The 17871-nt window shown below is 42.7% G+C and carries 17 protein-coding genes; 4 read left to right on the top strand and 13 right to left on the bottom strand.

Translation table 11 applies throughout. From position 1 onward, the window contains the following. Positions 1–15: 15 nt before the first annotated feature. Entirely contained in the window at positions 16–1296 is a 1281-nt protein-coding gene (locus FTU72_RS05900; protein WP_159123232.1) for an aspartate kinase, read from the top strand. A 248-nt stretch (positions 1297–1544) separates the two neighbouring features. Next, positions 1545–1802 carry a carbon storage regulator CsrA gene (gene csrA, locus FTU72_RS05895; RefSeq protein WP_004784202.1) on the top strand — a complete coding sequence of 86 codons (258 nt, stop codon included), beginning with the start codon at positions 1545–1547 and terminating at the stop codon, positions 1800–1802. Positions 1803–1881: 79 nt separating this feature from the next. Here csrA and rnhB read toward each other — a convergent pair whose 3' ends face one another. From rnhB to yaaA, 6 genes are all read right to left on the bottom strand, one after another. Next, positions 1882–2472 (bottom strand): ribonuclease HII, encoded by a 591-nt coding sequence (gene rnhB / locus FTU72_RS05890; RefSeq protein ID WP_004784204.1) that lies wholly within the window; start codon positions 2470–2472, stop codon positions 1882–1884. A 57-nt stretch (positions 2473–2529) separates the two neighbouring features. Next, on the bottom strand, positions 2530–2910 hold the full coding sequence (locus FTU72_RS05885) for a hypothetical protein (protein WP_159123230.1): 381 nt from the start codon (positions 2908–2910) through the stop codon (positions 2530–2532). A 183-nt stretch (positions 2911–3093) separates the two neighbouring features. Beyond that, positions 3094–3438: a hypothetical protein gene (locus FTU72_RS05880; protein ID WP_180011669.1), complete on the bottom strand. Its 345-nt coding sequence runs from the start codon at positions 3436–3438 to the stop codon at positions 3094–3096. An 82-nt stretch (positions 3439–3520) separates the two neighbouring features. Then, positions 3521–4522 carry an adenosine deaminase gene (locus tag FTU72_RS05875; protein ID WP_180011671.1) on the bottom strand — a complete coding sequence of 334 codons (1002 nt, stop codon included), beginning with the start codon at positions 4520–4522 and terminating at the stop codon, positions 3521–3523. A 77-nt stretch (positions 4523–4599) separates the two neighbouring features. Next, positions 4600–5922: an NCS2 family permease gene (locus tag FTU72_RS05870; protein ID WP_004815389.1), complete on the bottom strand. Its 1323-nt coding sequence runs from the start codon at positions 5920–5922 to the stop codon at positions 4600–4602. Positions 5923–7023: 1101 nt separating this feature from the next. Continuing rightward, positions 7024–7806 (bottom strand): peroxide stress protein YaaA, encoded by a 783-nt coding sequence (yaaA, locus tag FTU72_RS05865; protein ID WP_180011673.1) that lies wholly within the window; start codon positions 7804–7806, stop codon positions 7024–7026. 122 nt (positions 7807–7928) lie between these two features. On the opposite strand from yaaA, the gene FTU72_RS05860 reads away from it, so the two are divergent. Then, positions 7929–8561, top strand: a complete 633-nt coding sequence (locus FTU72_RS05860; RefSeq protein WP_159123226.1) for an alpha/beta hydrolase — start codon at positions 7929–7931, stop codon at positions 8559–8561. Positions 8562–8594: 33 nt separating this feature from the next. Here FTU72_RS05860 and FTU72_RS05855 read toward each other — a convergent pair whose 3' ends face one another. From FTU72_RS05855 to pheA, 5 genes are all read right to left on the bottom strand, one after another. Next, complete coding sequence (locus tag FTU72_RS05855; protein ID WP_180004051.1) at positions 8595–9140, bottom strand: GNAT family N-acetyltransferase; 546 nt, start codon at positions 9138–9140, stop codon at positions 8595–8597. Further along, the gene (locus FTU72_RS05850) at positions 9128–9493 is read right to left on the bottom strand and encodes a hypothetical protein (RefSeq protein WP_166136040.1); all 366 of its coding nucleotides are present in this window, start codon (positions 9491–9493) and stop codon (positions 9128–9130) included. The genes FTU72_RS05855 and FTU72_RS05850 overlap by 13 nt, the downstream gene beginning before the upstream one ends. A gap of 100 nt (positions 9494–9593) precedes the next feature. Beyond that, the gene (locus tag FTU72_RS05845) at positions 9594–11840 is read right to left on the bottom strand and encodes a bifunctional prephenate dehydrogenase/3-phosphoshikimate 1-carboxyvinyltransferase (RefSeq protein WP_180011675.1); all 2247 of its coding nucleotides are present in this window, start codon (positions 11838–11840) and stop codon (positions 9594–9596) included. Positions 11841–11843: 3 nt separating this feature from the next. Next, entirely contained in the window at positions 11844–12935 is a 1092-nt protein-coding gene (gene hisC, locus FTU72_RS05840) for a histidinol-phosphate transaminase (protein ID WP_179993203.1), read from the bottom strand. 66 nt (positions 12936–13001) lie between these two features. Then, on the bottom strand, positions 13002–14111 hold the full coding sequence (pheA, locus tag FTU72_RS05835) for a prephenate dehydratase (RefSeq protein ID WP_125279073.1): 1110 nt from the start codon (positions 14109–14111) through the stop codon (positions 13002–13004). Between the two features lie 487 nt (positions 14112–14598). On the opposite strand from pheA, the gene FTU72_RS05830 reads away from it, so the two are divergent. Beyond that, positions 14599–15117, top strand: coding sequence for a DJ-1/PfpI family protein (locus FTU72_RS05830; RefSeq protein ID WP_180004045.1), 519 nt, complete (start codon positions 14599–14601; stop codon positions 15115–15117). 82 nt (positions 15118–15199) lie between these two features. On the opposite strand, the gene FTU72_RS05825 is transcribed toward FTU72_RS05830, so the two are convergent. Then, positions 15200–16342, bottom strand: a complete 1143-nt coding sequence (locus FTU72_RS05825; protein ID WP_180011677.1) for an acyl-CoA dehydrogenase family protein — start codon at positions 16340–16342, stop codon at positions 15200–15202. A 167-nt stretch (positions 16343–16509) separates the two neighbouring features. Beyond that, the gene (locus tag FTU72_RS05820; RefSeq protein WP_005236469.1) at positions 16510–17853 is read right to left on the bottom strand and encodes a dicarboxylate/amino acid:cation symporter; all 1344 of its coding nucleotides are present in this window, start codon (positions 17851–17853) and stop codon (positions 16510–16512) included. Between the last annotated feature and the right edge of the window lie 18 nt (positions 17854–17871).

The following is a 17871-nucleotide window of genomic DNA, read 5'->3' as shown; positions in this document are numbered from 1 at the left end:
TTATATGGAACAACTATGGCATTAATCGTTCAAAAATATGGCGGTACCTCAATGGGTACTCCCGAGCGCATTCTCAATGTTGCTCGTCGTGTGAAGCGCTGGCATGACCATGGCCACAAGATGGTTGTAGTCGTATCTGCTATGAGTGGTGAAACCAACCGCTTGCTTGCTCTCGCGAAAGCCATTACCGAAACCCCTGACCCACGTGAACTTGACCAAATGGTTTCTACGGGTGAACAGGTAACGATTTCCATGTTAGCTATGGCGCTGAATTCAATTGGCGTTGAAGCTAAATCTTTAACTGGTCGCCAGGTTGGTATTAAAACTGACAGTGCATTCACCAAAGCACGTATCGAATCTATTGATACCGATGTATTGACTGAAAACCTGGATGCAGGCCGCGTGATCGTGGTGGCTGGTTTCCAGGGCTTTGATGCTGATGGCAATACCACAACTTTAGGCCGTGGTGGTTCTGATACTTCAGGTGTCGCACTTGCTGCAGCGCTTAAAGCGGATGAATGTCAGATTTACACAGACGTTGATGGCGTATATACGACTGACCCTCGTGTTGCGCCTAAAGCGAAAAAAGTAGACCGTATCTCTTTCGAAGAAATGCTGGAAATGGCATCTTTAGGTTCTAAAGTTCTTCAAATTCGCTCTGTAGAATTTGCAGGCAAGTACCAAGTGCCTTTACGCGTACTCTCAAGCTTCGATAATGACAATGATGGCGCATTTGACGAAGACTTCAAAAACAACGTCGGAACTCTTATTACTACTGAACTGGAAGACAACATGGAACAGCCAATTATCTCTGGTATCGCGTTCAACCGCGACGAAGCTAAACTGACTATTCTGGGTGTTCCAGATGAGCCAGGTATTGCATCTAAAATTCTTAAACCAATTGGTGATGCCAATATCGAAGTGGATATGATTATCCAGAACGTTGAAGAAGATGGTACAACTGATTTCACGTTTACTGTAAACCGCGGTGAACTTGCTAAAGCCAAAAAAATCCTTGAAGAAACTGCTCAAGCGATTGGCGCACGTGAAGTTGCAACTCGTGATGACATCGTAAAAGTGTCTATCGTAGGTGTAGGTATGCGTTCTCACGCTGGTGTAGCGAGCAAAATGTTCACTGCCCTTGCTGATGAAGGCATCAATATCCTGATGATCTCTACTTCTGAAATCAAGATTTCAGTAATTATCGAAGAGAATTATCTTGAGCTTGCAGTTCGCTCACTTCACACTGCGTTCGGTTTAGACCGTGAACATGGTGAATCTAGCGCACGCGCTTAAGAGAACTACAAAATACCGTCATTGTCTGACAGTATTTCATTAAATCTCTACAAAAATGCAGGGCCACTATAGTTTTTTTTATAGTGGCTCTGTTATATTAAGCCTAAGGATTTTCAACAGCCTGGATAGTTAACCTCTTCATTTCATGGACAGGACTTTCTATTCAAACTTTAATTATATAATTTTAGGTTGTGTTTTTTTATTACATTCAATAGATTGCAGGTTTTGCATTTTGCAAGGAGAGAAACATGCTGATTTTGACTCGACGCGTCGGGGAAACTTTAATGATCGGAGACCAAGTCAGCGTGACTGTACTTGGTGTAAAAGGCAACCAGGTTCGTATTGGGGTAAATGCTCCGAAAGAAGTCTCTGTACACCGTGAAGAGATTTACCAGCGTATCCAGCATGAACGTGCAATGCATGAACATCTTCAGCATATTGACCAGGATTATCAGCCTTCTTCTTATGAAGATGATAACCAGACACAAAATAACTTTAACCGTTAATTTTGTATGAATATAAAAGCGGCGTTTAAGCCGCTTTTAATTTGCCTAATTTTCAACTGCATAGCAAAATAATCAGACTTTATCCCGCCTGCTGCTGATCAAGTAACGCTGCCAGCACTTTTTTCACCGGTCCAAAACTACGACGGTGCTCATCAATTACCCCATGTAACGCTATCGCTTCAAAATGTGCTTTGGTCGGATAACCCTTATGCTTGGCAAAGCCAAATTGCGGATACTTCTGATCCATCTCCACCATCTGGCGATCCCGGGTCACTTTTGCCAGAATACTGGCTGCCGAGATTTCAGGATGCAAGGCATCCCCACCTACGACGGCATCACAGCTCATCGCAAGGCCTTGAGGAATCTTGTTGCCATCGACCAGTACATGTTCCGGCTGAATGCTTAATGCTTCCACAGCGCGGCGCATTGCCAGCAAAGAGGCCTGCAAAATATTATGCTCGTCGATTTCTGCCGCAGAGGCTTCAGCGATGGCCCAAGCCAGTGCTTTTTCCTGAATCTCAATAAAAAGTTTTTCGCGCTTCTTCTCGCTTAGCTTCTTGGAATCATTTAAGCCCTCAATCGGGTTATTCGGATCCAATATCACAGCCGCAGCGACCACCGATCCTACTAATGGCCCACGCCCTGCTTCATCTACACCAGCAATATTCATTTTATTTCCCATAAAAAATAGGCTGAACCAGTCAGCCTATTCAAATTTGATTTTGACTTAGTTTACCGCTTCAGCCACGCAAGCGTTAATAGTATTTGCAACGACATTGCCTACAATAGTTGCACGTGCTGCTGGGTCAATTGCTGCAGTCGCCAAATCTACCGCAGTCACGTTTTGTGGTGCCTTTTCACTCACGCAACCACAAATTTCAGACTGGATATTCTGTTTTTGTGTTTCTGTCATTAAACGTGTTGCAGTTTGCCAAGCCGGAATATTATTTAGTTCAGTAACACATTTTGCATTGATGGCAATTTTAATGGCTGCAGAACCGAGTTGCTGACCTGTACTTGCTTGAGTTGGGGTGCCTGTACCTTGGGGTGCTACGCAGGCAGAAAGAACAAGTGCTAATGGAGCAACAACAGCCAATAATTTTTTCACGGATTTTATCCTTTTTTCAACTTTTAAAATATGCAGCTATTGTGCCGAAGTTTATCGCAATAAGAAATCTAAAAATGCGCCATGATGTCTAATCTGCGCACAGCCAGATTCACAGCCATCACAGAAAGAAGACTCACTATTAATTTAAGGGTAAGGCCTGAATAAGCCAGCACCCAAAAATCCTTAATTGATAAACTCGCCCATACAGCCTTTTAAGCTATTGGCAATTGCTTTACGGGTCAGCTCTTTTTTAGTTTCTTCATCAACGGTTGCTTTTAACAGGGTTTTAGCCGGAACACCTTCCAAGGCATGCTCACCTACACAGCCACATACTTTTTGCTGTAAATGCTGTTTATTGGCTTCAGCCATGAAATAAGTACCCATTTTCCAGACTTTGGAATCTTTCAGCTCTTGGCCACACTGATATTCAATCACAGGTTTCAGGGCTTTCTGAGTCATTGAGGTATCTGCACAAGCAGGATTGATTAAGCTAACAGCCAGAACAGGCCACAGGAATTTTAATTTCATCTTTGGTTCACAGATCAGATTAAATAAAAAGGCAGAGCGAACTCCACCCTCTTTGGGCTAACAAATTTACTGGAATGATATTTTAAACGAGTGCCTGAATCAGGCTGATCCATTTCTGTTTTTCAGCATCAGAAATAAATGAAGCTTCAAAAGAATTGATCGCCAGCTGTTTTAGCTCATCATTGCTTAGGTCCAAAGCTTCAGCAATGGCAATGAAATTGTCATTCATATAACCACCGAAATACGATGGATCATCTGAATTCACCGTGACATGCACGCCCTGCTGCAACAGGCGACGGATATTATGCTGCTGCATATCATCTACCACACACAGTTTCAGGTTTGAAAGTGGACATACTGTAAGCGGCATCTTCTCTGCAATCAAACGCTGCATCAATTCTGGATCTTCCTCAGAACGTACCCCATGATCAATACGGTTTACTTTTAATAAATCCAAAGCTTCCCAGACATATTCTGCCGGACCTTCTTCACCCGCATGTGCAACCACCAGAAAACCGGCTTCACGCGCTTTGGCAAAGACACGTTCAAACTTAGATGGTGGATGCCCGACTTCACTTGAATCCAGCCCTACTCCAATGATTTGATCTTTATAAGGCAGTGCTTGCTCTAATGTCTCAAATGCCGCTTCTTCACTAAGATGACGCAGGAAACACATGATCAGATGTGAAGTAATGCCTAATTTAGCTTTCGCATCATCGCAGGCTTTCTGCAAGCCATTAATCACGGTTTCAAAGGCAATGCCACGATCAGTATGCGTTTGCGGATCAAAGAACATTTCAGTATGCACGACATTGTCATCTGCGCATTTTTCAAAATACGCCCAGGCCAGATCATAAAAGTCCTGTTCATGAATCAGAACATTGGCGCCCGCGTAGTAGATATCTAGGAAAGATTGCAGATTATGGAAATTATAAGCCTGCTTTACTTCCTCAACCGATTTATAAGGAATGCTAATTTCATTACGCTGTGCAATTGCAAACATTAACTCAGGTTCAAAGGTACCTTCGATATGCACATGCAGCTCAGCCTTTGGCAAGGCCTGAATCAATTCAAGACGGTTCATCGCTACTCCTGATTAAACCTGAGAAAAATAAAAAAGGGTGCAAACTGAGTTTACACCCTTTTGATATTCGACAAAAATTAGCCGCCAAACATCCAGAACTTCAATGCCCACAGTACTGCGATGATCCATACCATGTATGGAACAGTTTTCGCTTTACCTGTCAACAGTTTAATCAGCGCATAGCTGATAAAACCCATTGCGATACCATCTGCAATTGAATACGTAAATGGCATGAATACAATGGTCAGGAATGCCGGAACCGCTTCAGTAATATCATCCCATTCAATATGGACAATACCCTGAATCATCAATACACCGACAAATAGCAATGCTGGTGCAGTTGCAAAGCCTGGTACAGATTGAGCCAATGGAGCCAGGAACAGGCAGGCAATGAACAGCAAGCCAACCACAACTGCAGTCAGACCGGTACGACCACCTGCTGCAACACCCGCTGATGACTCAATATAAGGTGTAGTTGAAGAAGTACCCAAAGCAGCACCTGCAACAATCGCAGAAGAATCGGCAAATAATGCTTTTTTCAGACGCGGCAATTTACCATCTTTTAACAAACCTGCACGATGTGAAACACCTACTAGCGTACCAGTAGAGTCAAACAGATCGACCAAGAAGAATACGAAGATCACACCGATCAGGCTGGCTGTAAACAGACCTTGAAAGTCCATTTGCAGGAAGGTTGGTGCCAGTGAAGGAATTTGACCCACTACACCTTGGAACTGGTTATAACCTAAAGCAGTAGAAATCGCAGTGATTACCAAAATACTGATAATGATCGCACCACGTACTTTGAAGTGATGCATTACCACCACTAACAGGAAGCCAAGTAGCGCAAGCATAACAGTTGGCTGTTTCAAATCACCCAGACCCACCAAGGTCGCTTGATTATCAACAATGATGCCAGCATTTTTCAGTGCAACCAGGGCCAGGAACAGGCCAATACCACCGCCAATCGCCAGTTTGAGTGACATTGGAATGGCATTGACAATCGCCTCACGTATTTTGAACATACTGATGGCAATGAAGACCAGACCAGATACAAATACTGCACCTAATGCAGTTTGCCAAGGCACACCCATTCCCAGACAGACTGAGTAGGTAAAGAAGGCATTCAGGCCCATACCCGGTGCAAGTGCGATTGGATAATTGGCAATTAGCCCCATCACCAGACAGCCAATTGCGGCTGCAAGACAGGTGGCTACAAAGACAGCCCCATGATCCATCCCGGTTTCGGATAAAATCATCGGATTAACAATAATGATGTAACACATTGTCAGGAACGTGGTTACACCTGCCAGAACTTCTGTACGGAAACTGGTTTTGTTTTCACTCAGTTTGAACAGACGTTCCAGCATATTTTCTGAAGATGGATTAGGAGTCGTCATGACCTAGCCCCTATTGAGTAAACTTTATGCTTTAAGCATGCCGCCGAATCCAGGAAATTTTATAGAAAACTTCATGAATTTTAAGGATCTGTTAGCAACGAATATGCCAGCTTCGCCATTTAGCGGGTCAAAATGTTTCAATAGCGAACAGTAAGAAAACTGCGCTAGAAAAACTCAAAAAACAATCTAAACAAAAAAGCTGCATAACCCCTATGCAGCTTTTTTCATCATTAGAATCAAATACTTAATTTAAGTAAATTTGATCTAACTTTATCTTTTGCAAATTATAACACATTGATTTCTGATTGCTTCTTAGAATTTATATTTTATTAAAAATTAATATAATCTAGTTCTACTATTATTAAATTTTCTTTTATTTATTATAATTTTATTTTTATCTTTTTACCTGTTTCCCTAATCAAAGAGCTTAGTACAAATCTATTAAGGTCGGGGCCGATTTGCATTCAGCAATTTAGTTGAATGTTGTACTTCTTTCAGAATCTGATGAAGCTCTTCATGTTTTCTTGTTTCGGCCTGTTGGTGAACACAATAACCGAGTAAACCCACCATCAGCACAAAAATAGGAATTGTATAAATTTTCATTTTTGTAGTTGAGTTATGTAACAGCATTGAAATTATGCTAACAAAATAACAATAAAATTGTGACATAGTTTACAAATAACCCGATAAAATGCAGTTTTTTCAAATATTTAGGGTCTTTTCATTCTTCGTTTTTTTATACTTCTTATTCAATTAATCATAATTTTCTGAGCCATATTTTTTTATTTTTTAGTCATTTTTTGAATATTAAAAGAAATTAATTGATTGATTCTATTTTTTATTTTTTTAGAAATTTGTCTTTACTATATAAATTTATCGAGTGAAAAATATCTTTTAAAGCTCCCTATAGCTTTCATTATTTTATTTAGCTTTTCTTCTAAAAAATTTATCCATTTCCTGTTAAAAATTCTTCTAAATAAATGATATTTTGGAAGTTCCTTCCTTTTTTTTAATTTTTATTCAATTCAATATTGCTAAACTTAAATTCACCCAAGACTTTTAAGAAAATTTCTTCATTCAGCCTTGGGTAAATCTTTTACCTTAAGCAGCTAGCTGCTCATCACGTCTAAATACCAACTCACCTTTTAATGAACTTTCAGCATCAAAATAATACCCATCGGTATTAAAGGCTTTTAAGTCTTCAGTTCGTTTGATCTTGTTTTCAATGATAAAGCGCGCCATTAATCCACGAGCTTTCTTGGCATAGAAGCTGATGACTTTATATTTGCCATTTTTCTGATCTAAAAATACCGGCTTGATGATTTCAGCCTGAATTTTGCTTTCTTTCACTGCCTTGTAATATTCATCAGAGGCAATATTGACCAGAATTTCAGACTCTGCTGCTGCCAGATCATGATTGATCAGGTCAGTAATGGTTTGTCCCCAGAACTCATAGAGATGAGCACCACGTGGGTTAGTCAATTTGGTTCCCATCTCCAGACGGTAAGGCATCATCAGATCCAGCGGACGCAATAAGCCATATAGGCCGGATAACATACGCAGATGGTTCTGTGCGTAATGAATCTGATCCTGCTTTAACTGGTAAGCATCCAGACCGGTATAAACGTCCCCTTTAAAGGCAAAGATTGCCTGACGAGCATTGGAAAAATCAAAATCTGGCTGCCAGTCTCTAAAGCGTTCCGCATTCAGATTGGCAATTTTTTCACTGACGCTCATTAAGCTGGCAATTTCAGTTGCGGATAACTGGCGGGCAACTTCTATCAATTCCTGGGAATGTTCCAGCAATCTTGCCTGAGTAAATTGATCGGTAGGTAAAGGTGTTTCGTAATCTAAAGTCTTGGCTGGTGAAATTAAAGCAAGCATAGCAACCTGGTTAAAAAATGATTAATCAAACTATATCAGTAGACTTATTTTAATTCCAATTCATGTTTTTATTTATCATAATCGTTAAAATAGAAAATTCTCCTGCAATTTATCGGTTTTCTATGTCCGAACCAATCTTCCTCCAAGGCCCTGCTGGCCAACTTGAGGTTTTTGTGGATTATCCTCAGGGTGAAGTGAAAGGATTCGCGATTGTTTGTCATCCCCATCCATTACAAGGTGGCACACCACAACATAAGGTTCCGGTGTTACTGGCACAAATGTTTTTAGAGCGTGGTTGTGTTGTCTATCGTCCAAGTTTCCGTGGTTCTGGTCAAAGTGCCGGTCTGCATGATGAAGGCTTTGGTGAAACGGATGATATACTTGAAGTCATTAAATATGCGCGTCGCCAACATATTGGCCTGCCTTTCTTTGCAGGCGGTTTCAGTTTTGGCGCACATGTCATGGCCAAGTGTTACGCTGCCCTGCCCGTTGAACTGCAACCTTCAAAAGTGATTTTGTGTGGCCTACCGACTGCGACCGTAGCTGGCCTACGTCACTATGTTACTCCACAGATCAAAGGTGATATTTTATTTATCCATGGTGAAGCGGATGATGTCACGCTTTTATCCGACATGATTGAATGGGCCAAGCCTCAACGTCATCTGGTCACGATCTTGCCTGGCGCAAATCATTTCTTTACCGGTTATTTAAAACAGCTTCGGATTGCGATGAGCCGTTTCCTCGCATTAAGCTGATCAAAAAAAACCTCATCGAATGATGAGGTTTTTTTATTCAGAAATAAAATCTTTAGCATGAATTTCATAAATTACAGCCCGATATTTAGGTTTATCTAGGTGGTTGGTAATTTTTCCACCTACACGTTCTGCAATTTTTCGGCTAGCCCAGTTTTCTTCGGCTACCGGATAGCTCAAAGCTTTGATCCCTAATGTATTGAAAGCATAGGCCACAATGCAACGTACTGCCTCATGTCCATAATGATGACCATGCGCCTTTTCACGAATCCAGATACCCACTTCAGGTATTTCATCATGCAGTCGATGTAAACCACATAGTCCGATAAATTCATGTCTTTCAATATGACGGATCACAAAGATATATTCTTTATGATCAGCCATATTGTTTAGCCAGTTTTGCCAGACTGTTGCAAATACCTGTTCAGATTCCGGTGCATCCCATGCCATAAAACGGGTCAGACTCGGGGTAATCGAGGCATAGGCTTCCGCAGCATCAGATGGCTTAAAATAATCTAAAACAAGACGTTCACTTTGTAGTATGGGCAAAACCCTTTGCATTTGTTGAACTAGTTCTTCCACTCAAACTCACTAAAACTTTCTTGTTCTTTCAATGATGCTTCAACGGCTTGTGCCAACTGATTTAATAAACTTTGTTCTGTAATCCGGTCCAGCCAGTCCTGTTCTTCATCCGGATAAGAAGCAATTTCACAAATCAGGTGCCCTTCCTGGTCTCGTGTCTCACAGCTCACTGATAATGGCAACTCATGTTCATCGACACTTACGGCCACTTGTGCACCACTTTGCGCCAAAGTCTTAAAGCCATATTTACCGAGCTCTTCCGTCAGCAGATGTGCCACATATTCCTGAGTCTGCTGACTGCCCTGTAATTGTTGCTGGCTCTGAGGATTGGCCATAAATTTTAATTTTCGCATTGCTACATCCAAATGGCTTTTTTGTTGTATGGTTTTAGCATAAGCCAATATAAACAAAACAGCCAAGCAAAAGCTTGGCTGTTTCATGTAAATTTTAGAATTATTCTGTCACTTCAATCGCCAGACCAGCTTGAGAAGTCAGTTCAGTGAAGGTTGGGAAACTGGTTGCGACAGTTTCAGTCCCAACAATCTTAATTTCACCTGAGTTACGCAGACCTGCGATTGAGAAGCTCATGGCAATACGATGATCATGATGCGATTCAATTTCACCACCGGTAAAGATTGGTGACCAGTCACCTGCCTTGCCCTTACCTTCAATGATAATGCCATCATCAGTTGGCGTACAATCAATGCCCATGGTTTTCAGACCATCTGCCATCACCTGAATACGATCCGATTCTTTGACACGCAGCTCAGCAGCACCAGTTAGAATCGTTTGGCCTTCAGCACAAGCTGCCGCGATAAACAATGCCGGGAATTCATCAATTGCTAGTGGCACTTGGTCTTCCGGCATATGAATGCCTTTTAAGGTACGTGTACCGCGAATACGAATATCTGCAATCGGTTCACCGCCCGCAATACGTTCATTTTCAACAGCGATGTCGGCTCCCATCTGTTTTAGGATTTCGACGACACCAGTACGAGTTGGGTTAATCCCCACAGCTTCCAAAGTCACATCTGAATTTTCAGTAATCGCTGCACCGACCATAAAGAAAGCAGCAGATGAAATATCCGATGGTACTTGGATATTGGTTCCGACCAGCTTACCACCACCTTGCAGGGAAATACGGTTAGCTTCAGTTTTTACGTCATAACCAAAAGCACGCAACATACGTTCAGTATGGTCACGGGTTGGTTCAGGTTCAGTCACTGAAGTTTCACCTTCTGCCCACAAACCTGCCAACAAAATCCCAGATTTCACCTGAGCAGATGCCATTGGCAAGTCGTATTGAATACCTTTCAGGTTTTGATTACCGGTAATTGATACTGGTGGTGTACCACGTTCACCCGTAGTTTGAATCTGTGCACCCATCAAACGTAACGGCTTAGCAATACGCTCCATTGGACGTTTAGACAGTGAAGCATCACCCGTCATGACAGAATCAAATTTTTGTGCTGACAGCATGCCAGACAGCAGACGCATCGAAGTACCCGAGTTGCCCATATACAGTGCAGACTTCGGTGCTTTCAGGCCGTGCATACCCACGCCATGAATGGTCACTTCACCATTTTTAGGACCTTCAATGCTTACACCCATATCACGGAACGCCTGTAAAGTTGCAAGGGCATCTTCCCCCTCAAGGAACCCGGTCACATGCGTTGTGCCTTCAGCGATGGCACCAAACATGATGGAACGGTGTGACACAGATTTGTCACCTGGCACGGTAAATTTACCCTGGAACGTCTTGGCACCTGGTTGAATGGTAAATTGTTGTGTCACTTTATTTTTCTCCATGAGAGGTTTCTTGGCGAGCATATGATTGAAGTGCTGACGCGCAGCCTGCGCATGCCCCAATAAGCCCATTAAGGCTTGTGAATCTTCATCTTCAATCAGCTTGCGGATAATCGCGAGTTGAGCTTCAAAGCCGTCCACGGCATTGAGAATCGCCTTTTTATTGGCAAAAAAGATGTCATGCCACATTTGTGGATCACTGGCAGCAATACGCGAGAAGTCGCGGAAGCCACCGGCAGCATAACGAAAAATATCCAGATTGTCTTCGCGCTTGGCCAGTTGTTCGACCAAGTTGAAGGCCATCAGGTGCGGAAGATGACTAGTATGTGCCAGCACTTCATCGTGCTTTTCCACATCCATACAAATCACTTCCGCCTTTGCCGCCTGCCACAGTTGAATCAGTTTCTCGACCGCCCATTGTCCGCTGCTTGGCAACGGTGTCAAAATCACCTTGTGATTAGCGAACAGATCCACCTTACCCGCATGTACACCAGTATGTTCTGCACCCGCAATTGGATGCCCCGGCACAAAACCGGCTGGTAGATTTTCACCAAATACGGCTTTGGCTGCTTCTACCACATTACCTTTGGTACTACCCACATCGGTGATAATGGCGCCCTCAGCCAGATATGGCTTGACGGTTTCCAATACCTTTTGCGTTGCACGAACAGGTAAAGCCAGCACCACCAGGTCTGCACCTTGAACAGCTTCTACAGGATCTGCATAGCCGTCTGAAATCAGACCAAGTGCCTTGGCATCTTCCAAGGTTTTTTGTGAGCGGGTCGATGCCACGATGTCATTGGCTAAATGCTCGGCCTTAATGACACGCGCCAGGCTTGAACCAATCAGTCCAAGTCCGATAAAGGCAACTTTTTCAAACAGTGGCTGCGACATAACTTAAGCTTTCGCCTCTAAGCCAAGTACTTTACCTAATGCAGCAAGAAATTTGGCATTTTCAGCTTCAGTACCAATCGATACACGCAGGTGATTTGGAATACCCACTGGACGTACGATCACACCTTCTTTCAATAACTTGTTAAATGTTTCAGCTGGATCAGCCTGTACATCAACCAAGATGAAGTTTGCGCGTGAAGGTACATAGTTCAGGCCTAAAGCTTTGAAGCCGGCTTCTAGCTGTGCCATACCTGCTTTATTTACTTCACGAGATTTCTCGATGAATGCTTCGTCTTTCAGTGCAGCCACTGCAGCAACCATCGCCAAGTGGTTCACGTTAAATGGCTGACGGATACGGTTCAGGTAATCAGTCACTTCAACAGAAGCCAGGGCAAAACCAACACGCAGTGCAGCCAAACCATAGCACTTAGACAGCGTACGGCTGACAATCAGGTTTGGATACTGTTTCAGGAATTTTAGGCTATTGAAGTTCTCTGGGAAATATTCCACATAGGCTTCATCTAGCACCACGATCACGTTCGCAGGAACTTTCTGCATGAATGCTTCAAATTCAGCTTCTTCAAACCAGGTCCCTGTCGGGTTATTCGGGTTTGCAATAAAGATCAGCTTGGTGTTGTCTTTTACCGCAGCCGCCATCGCTTCAAGGTCATGTGAGAAACCTTTAGCAGGTACTTCGATCGCTTCAGCGTTAATCGCTTGAGTCACCAGTGCATATACCGCAAACGCATGCTGGCTATAAATCACTGAATCTTTTTCAGAAACAAATGCACGGGCGAATATTTCCAGTAAGTCGTTTGAACCATTACCTAAAGTAATCTGGTTATGATCAAAACCGAATTGTGTCTTGATCTGATCTTTCAGGATAAAGCCACCGCCATCAGGATAACGACCAATTTCCGCCAGTTCCGCAGCCACTGCTTCTTTGACTTTATCTGAACAGCCCAGCGGGTTTTCATTTGAAGCCAGTTTTACGATATCAGTGATGCCCAACTCACGCTCAAGTTCACTGATCGGTTTACCTGGTTGATATGGCTTTAATTTAGAGATGCCTTCATTGGCTGGGACAAACGACATTTTATACTTCCGATTTACAGATGAAACAGTGGTTAGCACCCTCGCACTAACCACGAAAGGCTGCTTTTATAAAACAGCTGCAGGATATGAACCAAGCACGCGGACTTCTTTCACAAACGGACGAATTTCTTCGATCGCAGCTTTAACATTTTCCTGCTCAATATGACCTTCAAGATCGATAAAGAATACATAAGCCCATTTTTCAGGAAGTGCAGGTCGAGTTTCAATACTGGTTAGACTAATGTTGTGTTTGGCAAATGGAGCTAAAATTTCCAGCAATGCACCGGCACGGTCATGCGCAGACACCAATAATGAAGTTTTATCATTACCGCTTTGTGGCACTTTCTCGCGACCAATCACCAGGAAGCGTGTTGTGTTCTCTGGATTGTCCTCAATATTGCTGTGCATAATCTCAAGATTATAAATATTCGCAGCAATTTCAGAAGCGATCGCAGCAGAATGCCATTCATTCTGAATACGGCGCGCAGCTTCAGCATTTGAACTGAGTGCCACACGTTCTACACCTGGATAATGGGCATCCAGCCATTTACGGCACTGAGCCAGAGTTTGCTGATGTGCATAGATCTGCTTAATACTGTCTTTACGGGTATTTTCAGAGATCAGGAACTGGTGATGAATGGGTAATTCTACTTCGCCAATCACATTCAGATGCGAAGTCTTGAAACAGTCTAAAGTGTGGTTCACTACCCCTTCAGAGGAGTTTTCAACAGGCACCAGACCATAATGTGCACTGCCCGCTTCTACTTCACGGAATACTTCATCAATGGTGGGTAATGGACGAACCACAGCATCATGACCAAAATGTTTCAATACTGCTGAGTGTGTGTAGGTACCAACAGGTCCCAAGAACGCAATACTTTGCGGTGCTTCAAGCGCCAAACAAGCCGACATGATCTCGCGGAACAGACGTGCCATCGTCGTATCTGACAATGGTCCTTCATTGCGCTCCATAACATTGCGCAAAACCTGTGCTTCACGTTCCGGACGGTAAAACAGCGGATTTTCTTCAGATGCGAATTTCGCTTTTGCTACAGCCTCAGCCAAACGTGCACGACGGTTAATCAATTGCTGGATTTGTTGATCAACTGAATCGATATCTTCACGAATTTTAGCCAAATCTAAAGAAGCCGTTGTGTTTTGATCGTCGTTGATCATCGTGATGTCGCCCTTCATAAACCTTATCTGTGCAGTATAACAATTAGTGCGCTGCAAATGTTACACAATATAACTTTAGTAGATTAATTCTTAAAAACAGGGATTTGATTTTAACCGTTCATCGCTTTAGTCATATCTGGTAACATTTCTTTCAGCATTTTCGCATCTTTTACATTATCAAATTGTAAACTTTGCCCGCCCATCTTAACTGATTTTTATCAAGATGAAATATCACTATTTCTTAATCTACATAACGATTTTAAGCATAAGAAAATAAAAATAAAGCCATCTCGATTCCTCTAGTTTAACTACTTAAAATCTGAGTGACAGTTCACAATAAAATGCACATAGAAAACTGTTTTTTTGATCATTTTCCTTTGATTTAATTGGATTTTTTACACTAAATCACTATTTGGTTACAAAGCAGAGACGTTTTTTAAACCTTAAATCGCTAGTCTAATTTAAAACTATATTGGGGGTGCCTATAATGCCAAAAAGAATAGCGGTACTTGTAACGAATAATTTTGAAGATCTTGAATATACTGAACCTGTTGCAGCCTTACTTGCTGCAGAGCACAGTGTCTGTAATATTGAACTGCATGCCGGAAAAGTCGTACATGGACTACATGGCCAGTCGAGTGTGACCATTGATCGGGGAATTGATCATATCAGTATTGATGATTTTGATGCCCTGCTCATTCCGGGCGGTGAATCACCAGTGTCCCTCGCCAACGATACGCGAGTCTTACATTTCATTCAGGCTTTTAATGAGGCCAAAAAGACCATTTTTAGTCTTTGTGATGCCTCCTTACTCCTGAGTGAAGCCGATGTTTTAAAGAACCGCATCATTACCAGTATCCGTGCGCATGCACCTAGGGTACAACATGCGGGTGCGACGTATTATGATGTTGAACTGGTCAATGACAATAATCAGCTGATTTCATCTCGAGTGCCAAATGATTTGCCAATTTTTATTCATGAATGTCTGGATGTACTAAAATCTTAAAATACTAAAATATCTAGATTTCAAGAATATTCTTTCTATAAAAAAAGAGTCCATTTCGGACTCTTTTTTTATCTGTTGATTTTTAACGTCCAAGCAGACCACGTGCAACAATTTCTTTCATGATTTCATTGGTACCGCCATAGATCCGTTGAATGCGGGCATCAACAAAGAAACGCGAAATCGGATATTCCGTCATATAGCCATAACCACCAAAGAGCTGAAGCAGATTGTCAGCAACTTTCATCTGCATATCAGTAGAGAAACTCTTTAGCGCTGCTGCAGTTTCAACATCCAGCTTGCCTTGCATATACAACTCAACATTCTGGTTATAGAAAGCTGCTGTTGCCAGCTCGTCAATCTTGGCCTGTGCCAGTACAAAACGGGTATTCTGGAACTGGCCAATCGCCTGACCAAAGGCCTGACGCTCTTTGACATATTGAGTCGTTACATCAATCGAGCCACGAATGGCGCCCAGTGCAGTAGCAGCAATAGCGGTACGTTCACGTGGGAGTTCCTGCATCAGATAGACGAAGCCCTGACCTGGCTGACCCAGCAATTGATCTTTCGGTACTTTGACATTATCGAAGAACAGCTCTGAAGTATCCTGTGAATGCAGACCAATTTTGTCCAAGTTCTTGCCTTTTTTAAAGCCTTCCAGATGCGTATCCACCAGCATCAAAGACACACCTTTGGCGCGTGCTTGTGGATCTGTTTTCACGGCTAATACGACTAAGTCAGCATGCTGACCATTGGAGATAAAAGTTTTAGAACCATTCAACAGATAATGGTCACCCTGCAAGATGGCATTGGTTCGCATGGCTTGCAGATCAGAACCTGCACCCGGCTCAGTCATGCCAATCGCACCGACCACTTCACCAGACACCATTTTCGGTAACCAGTATTTTTTCTGCTCTTCTGTACCGATATGCAAGATATACGGCGCTGCGATATCCGAGTGACAAGACAGGCCGGTTGAGATGGCACTATAGCCTGCTCGAGCTGACTCTTCAATCAACATCAGGGAATAGTGAGTCGGAACACCGTAGCCACCATATTCTTCCGGGACATCGACACACAAGAAGCCATTTTCACCCATCGCATTCCAGACTGAACGCGGCATCATGCCTTCATGCTCCCACTGTTCATAGTAAGGCGCTACATGTTCATTCATAAAGCGTTTGAAATTGTCGCGGAAAAGTTCCAGGTCAGCATCGTAAGCCAGCATTCTTTTATCCTTATCGTGTTTATCGTTTTATTTCCTGTGCACAGGCTAACTATTTTTAGAAAGGCTGTCATGTACCTGACTTATTTTTTTGCTAACTTCACAGTCAGATAAAAATAAAAAAGGAAGCCGAAGCTTCCTTTTTTATGACCTATAAGACAAACTCAAACTTAATGAGCATTGTTGCCTTCTTGCGCCATTTTTTCATCAATTTCAGCCGGATTTGCTAATGCATAGTTCAGCTTGTCCATATCTAACTGACCGACCCATTTTGCTACAACCAGAGTTGCCAAAGAGTTACCGACCAGATTGGTCAAGGCACGGGCTTCAGACATGAAGCGATCAATACCGAGAATCAAAGCCAGACCTGCAACCGGAATATTACCTACAGCCGCTAAGGTTGCTGCCATCACGATAAAGCCTGAACCAGTTACACCCGCTGCACCTTTAGAAGAAATGAGCAATACGAGAAGCAAGGTAATCTGGTGAGACAAATCAAGTTGCGTATTGGTCGCCTGTGCAATGAAGATTGCCGCCATTGTCAGGTAAATCGAAGTACCATCCAGGTTAAACGAATAACCTGTTGGAATGACCAGACCCACCACTGACTTTTCAGCACCTGCCAGCTCCAGTTTTTTCAGCATACGTGGCAATACAGATTCAGACGATGAAGTACCGAGTACAATCAACAGCTCTTCACGAATCAGGCGAATCATCTTGACAATGCTAAAGCCGGTAAAGCGTGCAATTGAACCCAGCACAATAAAGATAAACAGCAAACAGGTGATATAGAAACAGATGATCAACTGGGCCAATTGCGCCAGAGAACCGATCCCATATTTACCGATCGTGAAAGCCATCGCACCGAACGCACCAATAGGTGCAAGTTTCATGATCATGTTCACGATGTTAAAGAACACATGTGAAATCTGATCTACCAGTTTAAGAACTGGCTTACCTTGTGCACCCAGTTTGTGTAATGCAAAACCGAACAGGATCGCAAATAAAAGGACTTGCAGGATTTCACCTTCAGCAAATGCACCAACCACCGTATTTGGAATGATATTCATAAAGAAATCAACGGTAGACTGAGAAGCACCCGACTCTACATATTTAGAAATCCCGGCCGTGTCCAGCGATGCCGGATCAACATTCATCCCAACGCCTGGCTTGGCAATATTAATCACCAGAAGACCAATGATCAGCGCCATTGTTGATACGATTTCGAAGTAAAGTAGCGCGACACCACCAGTTTTACCGACTGATTTCATGCTCTCCATACCTGCGATACCGCTAACCACGGTACAGAAAATCACAGGTGCGATGATCATTTTAATTAAACGGATAAATGCATCACCCAGCGGCTTTAGTTGTTCGCCCAGACCTGGAACATATTGTTCTGCACCATTAATGATTTGTGTACCACTTGGCGAGAAATGTCCGACGAGGATACCCGCAATAATGGCTACAATCACTTGAAAATAAAGCGACTTATAAATTGGTTTTTTAGCCATAACCTTACTTCACTATAT

It is taken from the genome of Acinetobacter sp. YH12137, assembly GCF_013418535.1.
Lineage (GTDB): Bacteria > Pseudomonadota > Gammaproteobacteria > Pseudomonadales > Moraxellaceae > Acinetobacter.
Note: the sequence above shows the minus strand (reverse complement) of the source record. Positions and strands in the feature narration are given on the sequence as shown.

Bases quoted from the DNA above. Each gene is read 5' to 3' on its own strand.
- FTU72_RS05900 (WP_159123232.1), top strand. From the start codon at position 16: ATGGCATTAATCGTTCAAAAATATGGCGGTACCTCAATGGGTACTCCC.
- csrA (WP_004784202.1), top strand. From the start codon at position 1,545: ATGCTGATTTTGACTCGACGCGTCGGGGAAACTTTAATGATCGGAGAC.
- rnhB (WP_004784204.1), bottom strand. From the start codon at position 2,472: ATGAATATTGCTGGTGTAGATGAAGCAGGGCGTGGGCCATTAGTAGGA.
- FTU72_RS05880 (WP_180011669.1), bottom strand. From the start codon at position 3,438: ATGAAATTAAAATTCCTGTGGCCTGTTCTGGCTGTTAGCTTAATCAAT.
- FTU72_RS05875 (WP_180011671.1), bottom strand. From the start codon at position 4,522: ATGAACCGTCTTGAATTGATTCAGGCCTTGCCAAAGGCTGAGCTGCAT.
- FTU72_RS05870 (WP_004815389.1), bottom strand. From the start codon at position 5,922: ATGACGACTCCTAATCCATCTTCAGAAAATATGCTGGAACGTCTGTTC.
- yaaA (WP_180011673.1), bottom strand. From the start codon at position 7,806: ATGCTTGCTTTAATTTCACCAGCCAAGACTTTAGATTACGAAACACCT.
- FTU72_RS05860 (WP_159123226.1), top strand. From the start codon at position 7,929: ATGTCCGAACCAATCTTCCTCCAAGGCCCTGCTGGCCAACTTGAGGTT.
- FTU72_RS05850 (WP_166136040.1), bottom strand. From the start codon at position 9,493: ATGCGAAAATTAAAATTTATGGCCAATCCTCAGAGCCAGCAACAATTA.
- FTU72_RS05845 (WP_180011675.1), bottom strand. From the start codon at position 11,840: ATGTCGCAGCCACTGTTTGAAAAAGTTGCCTTTATCGGACTTGGACTG.
- hisC (WP_179993203.1), bottom strand. From the start codon at position 12,935: ATGTCGTTTGTCCCAGCCAATGAAGGCATCTCTAAATTAAAGCCATAT.
- pheA (WP_125279073.1), bottom strand. From the start codon at position 14,111: ATGATCAACGACGATCAAAACACAACGGCTTCTTTAGATTTGGCTAAA.
- FTU72_RS05830 (WP_180004045.1), top strand. From the start codon at position 14,599: ATGCCAAAAAGAATAGCGGTACTTGTAACGAATAATTTTGAAGATCTT.
- FTU72_RS05825 (WP_180011677.1), bottom strand. From the start codon at position 16,342: ATGCTGGCTTACGATGCTGACCTGGAACTTTTCCGCGACAATTTCAAA.
- FTU72_RS05820 (WP_005236469.1), bottom strand. From the start codon at position 17,853: ATGGCTAAAAAACCAATTTATAAGTCGCTTTATTTTCAAGTGATTGTA.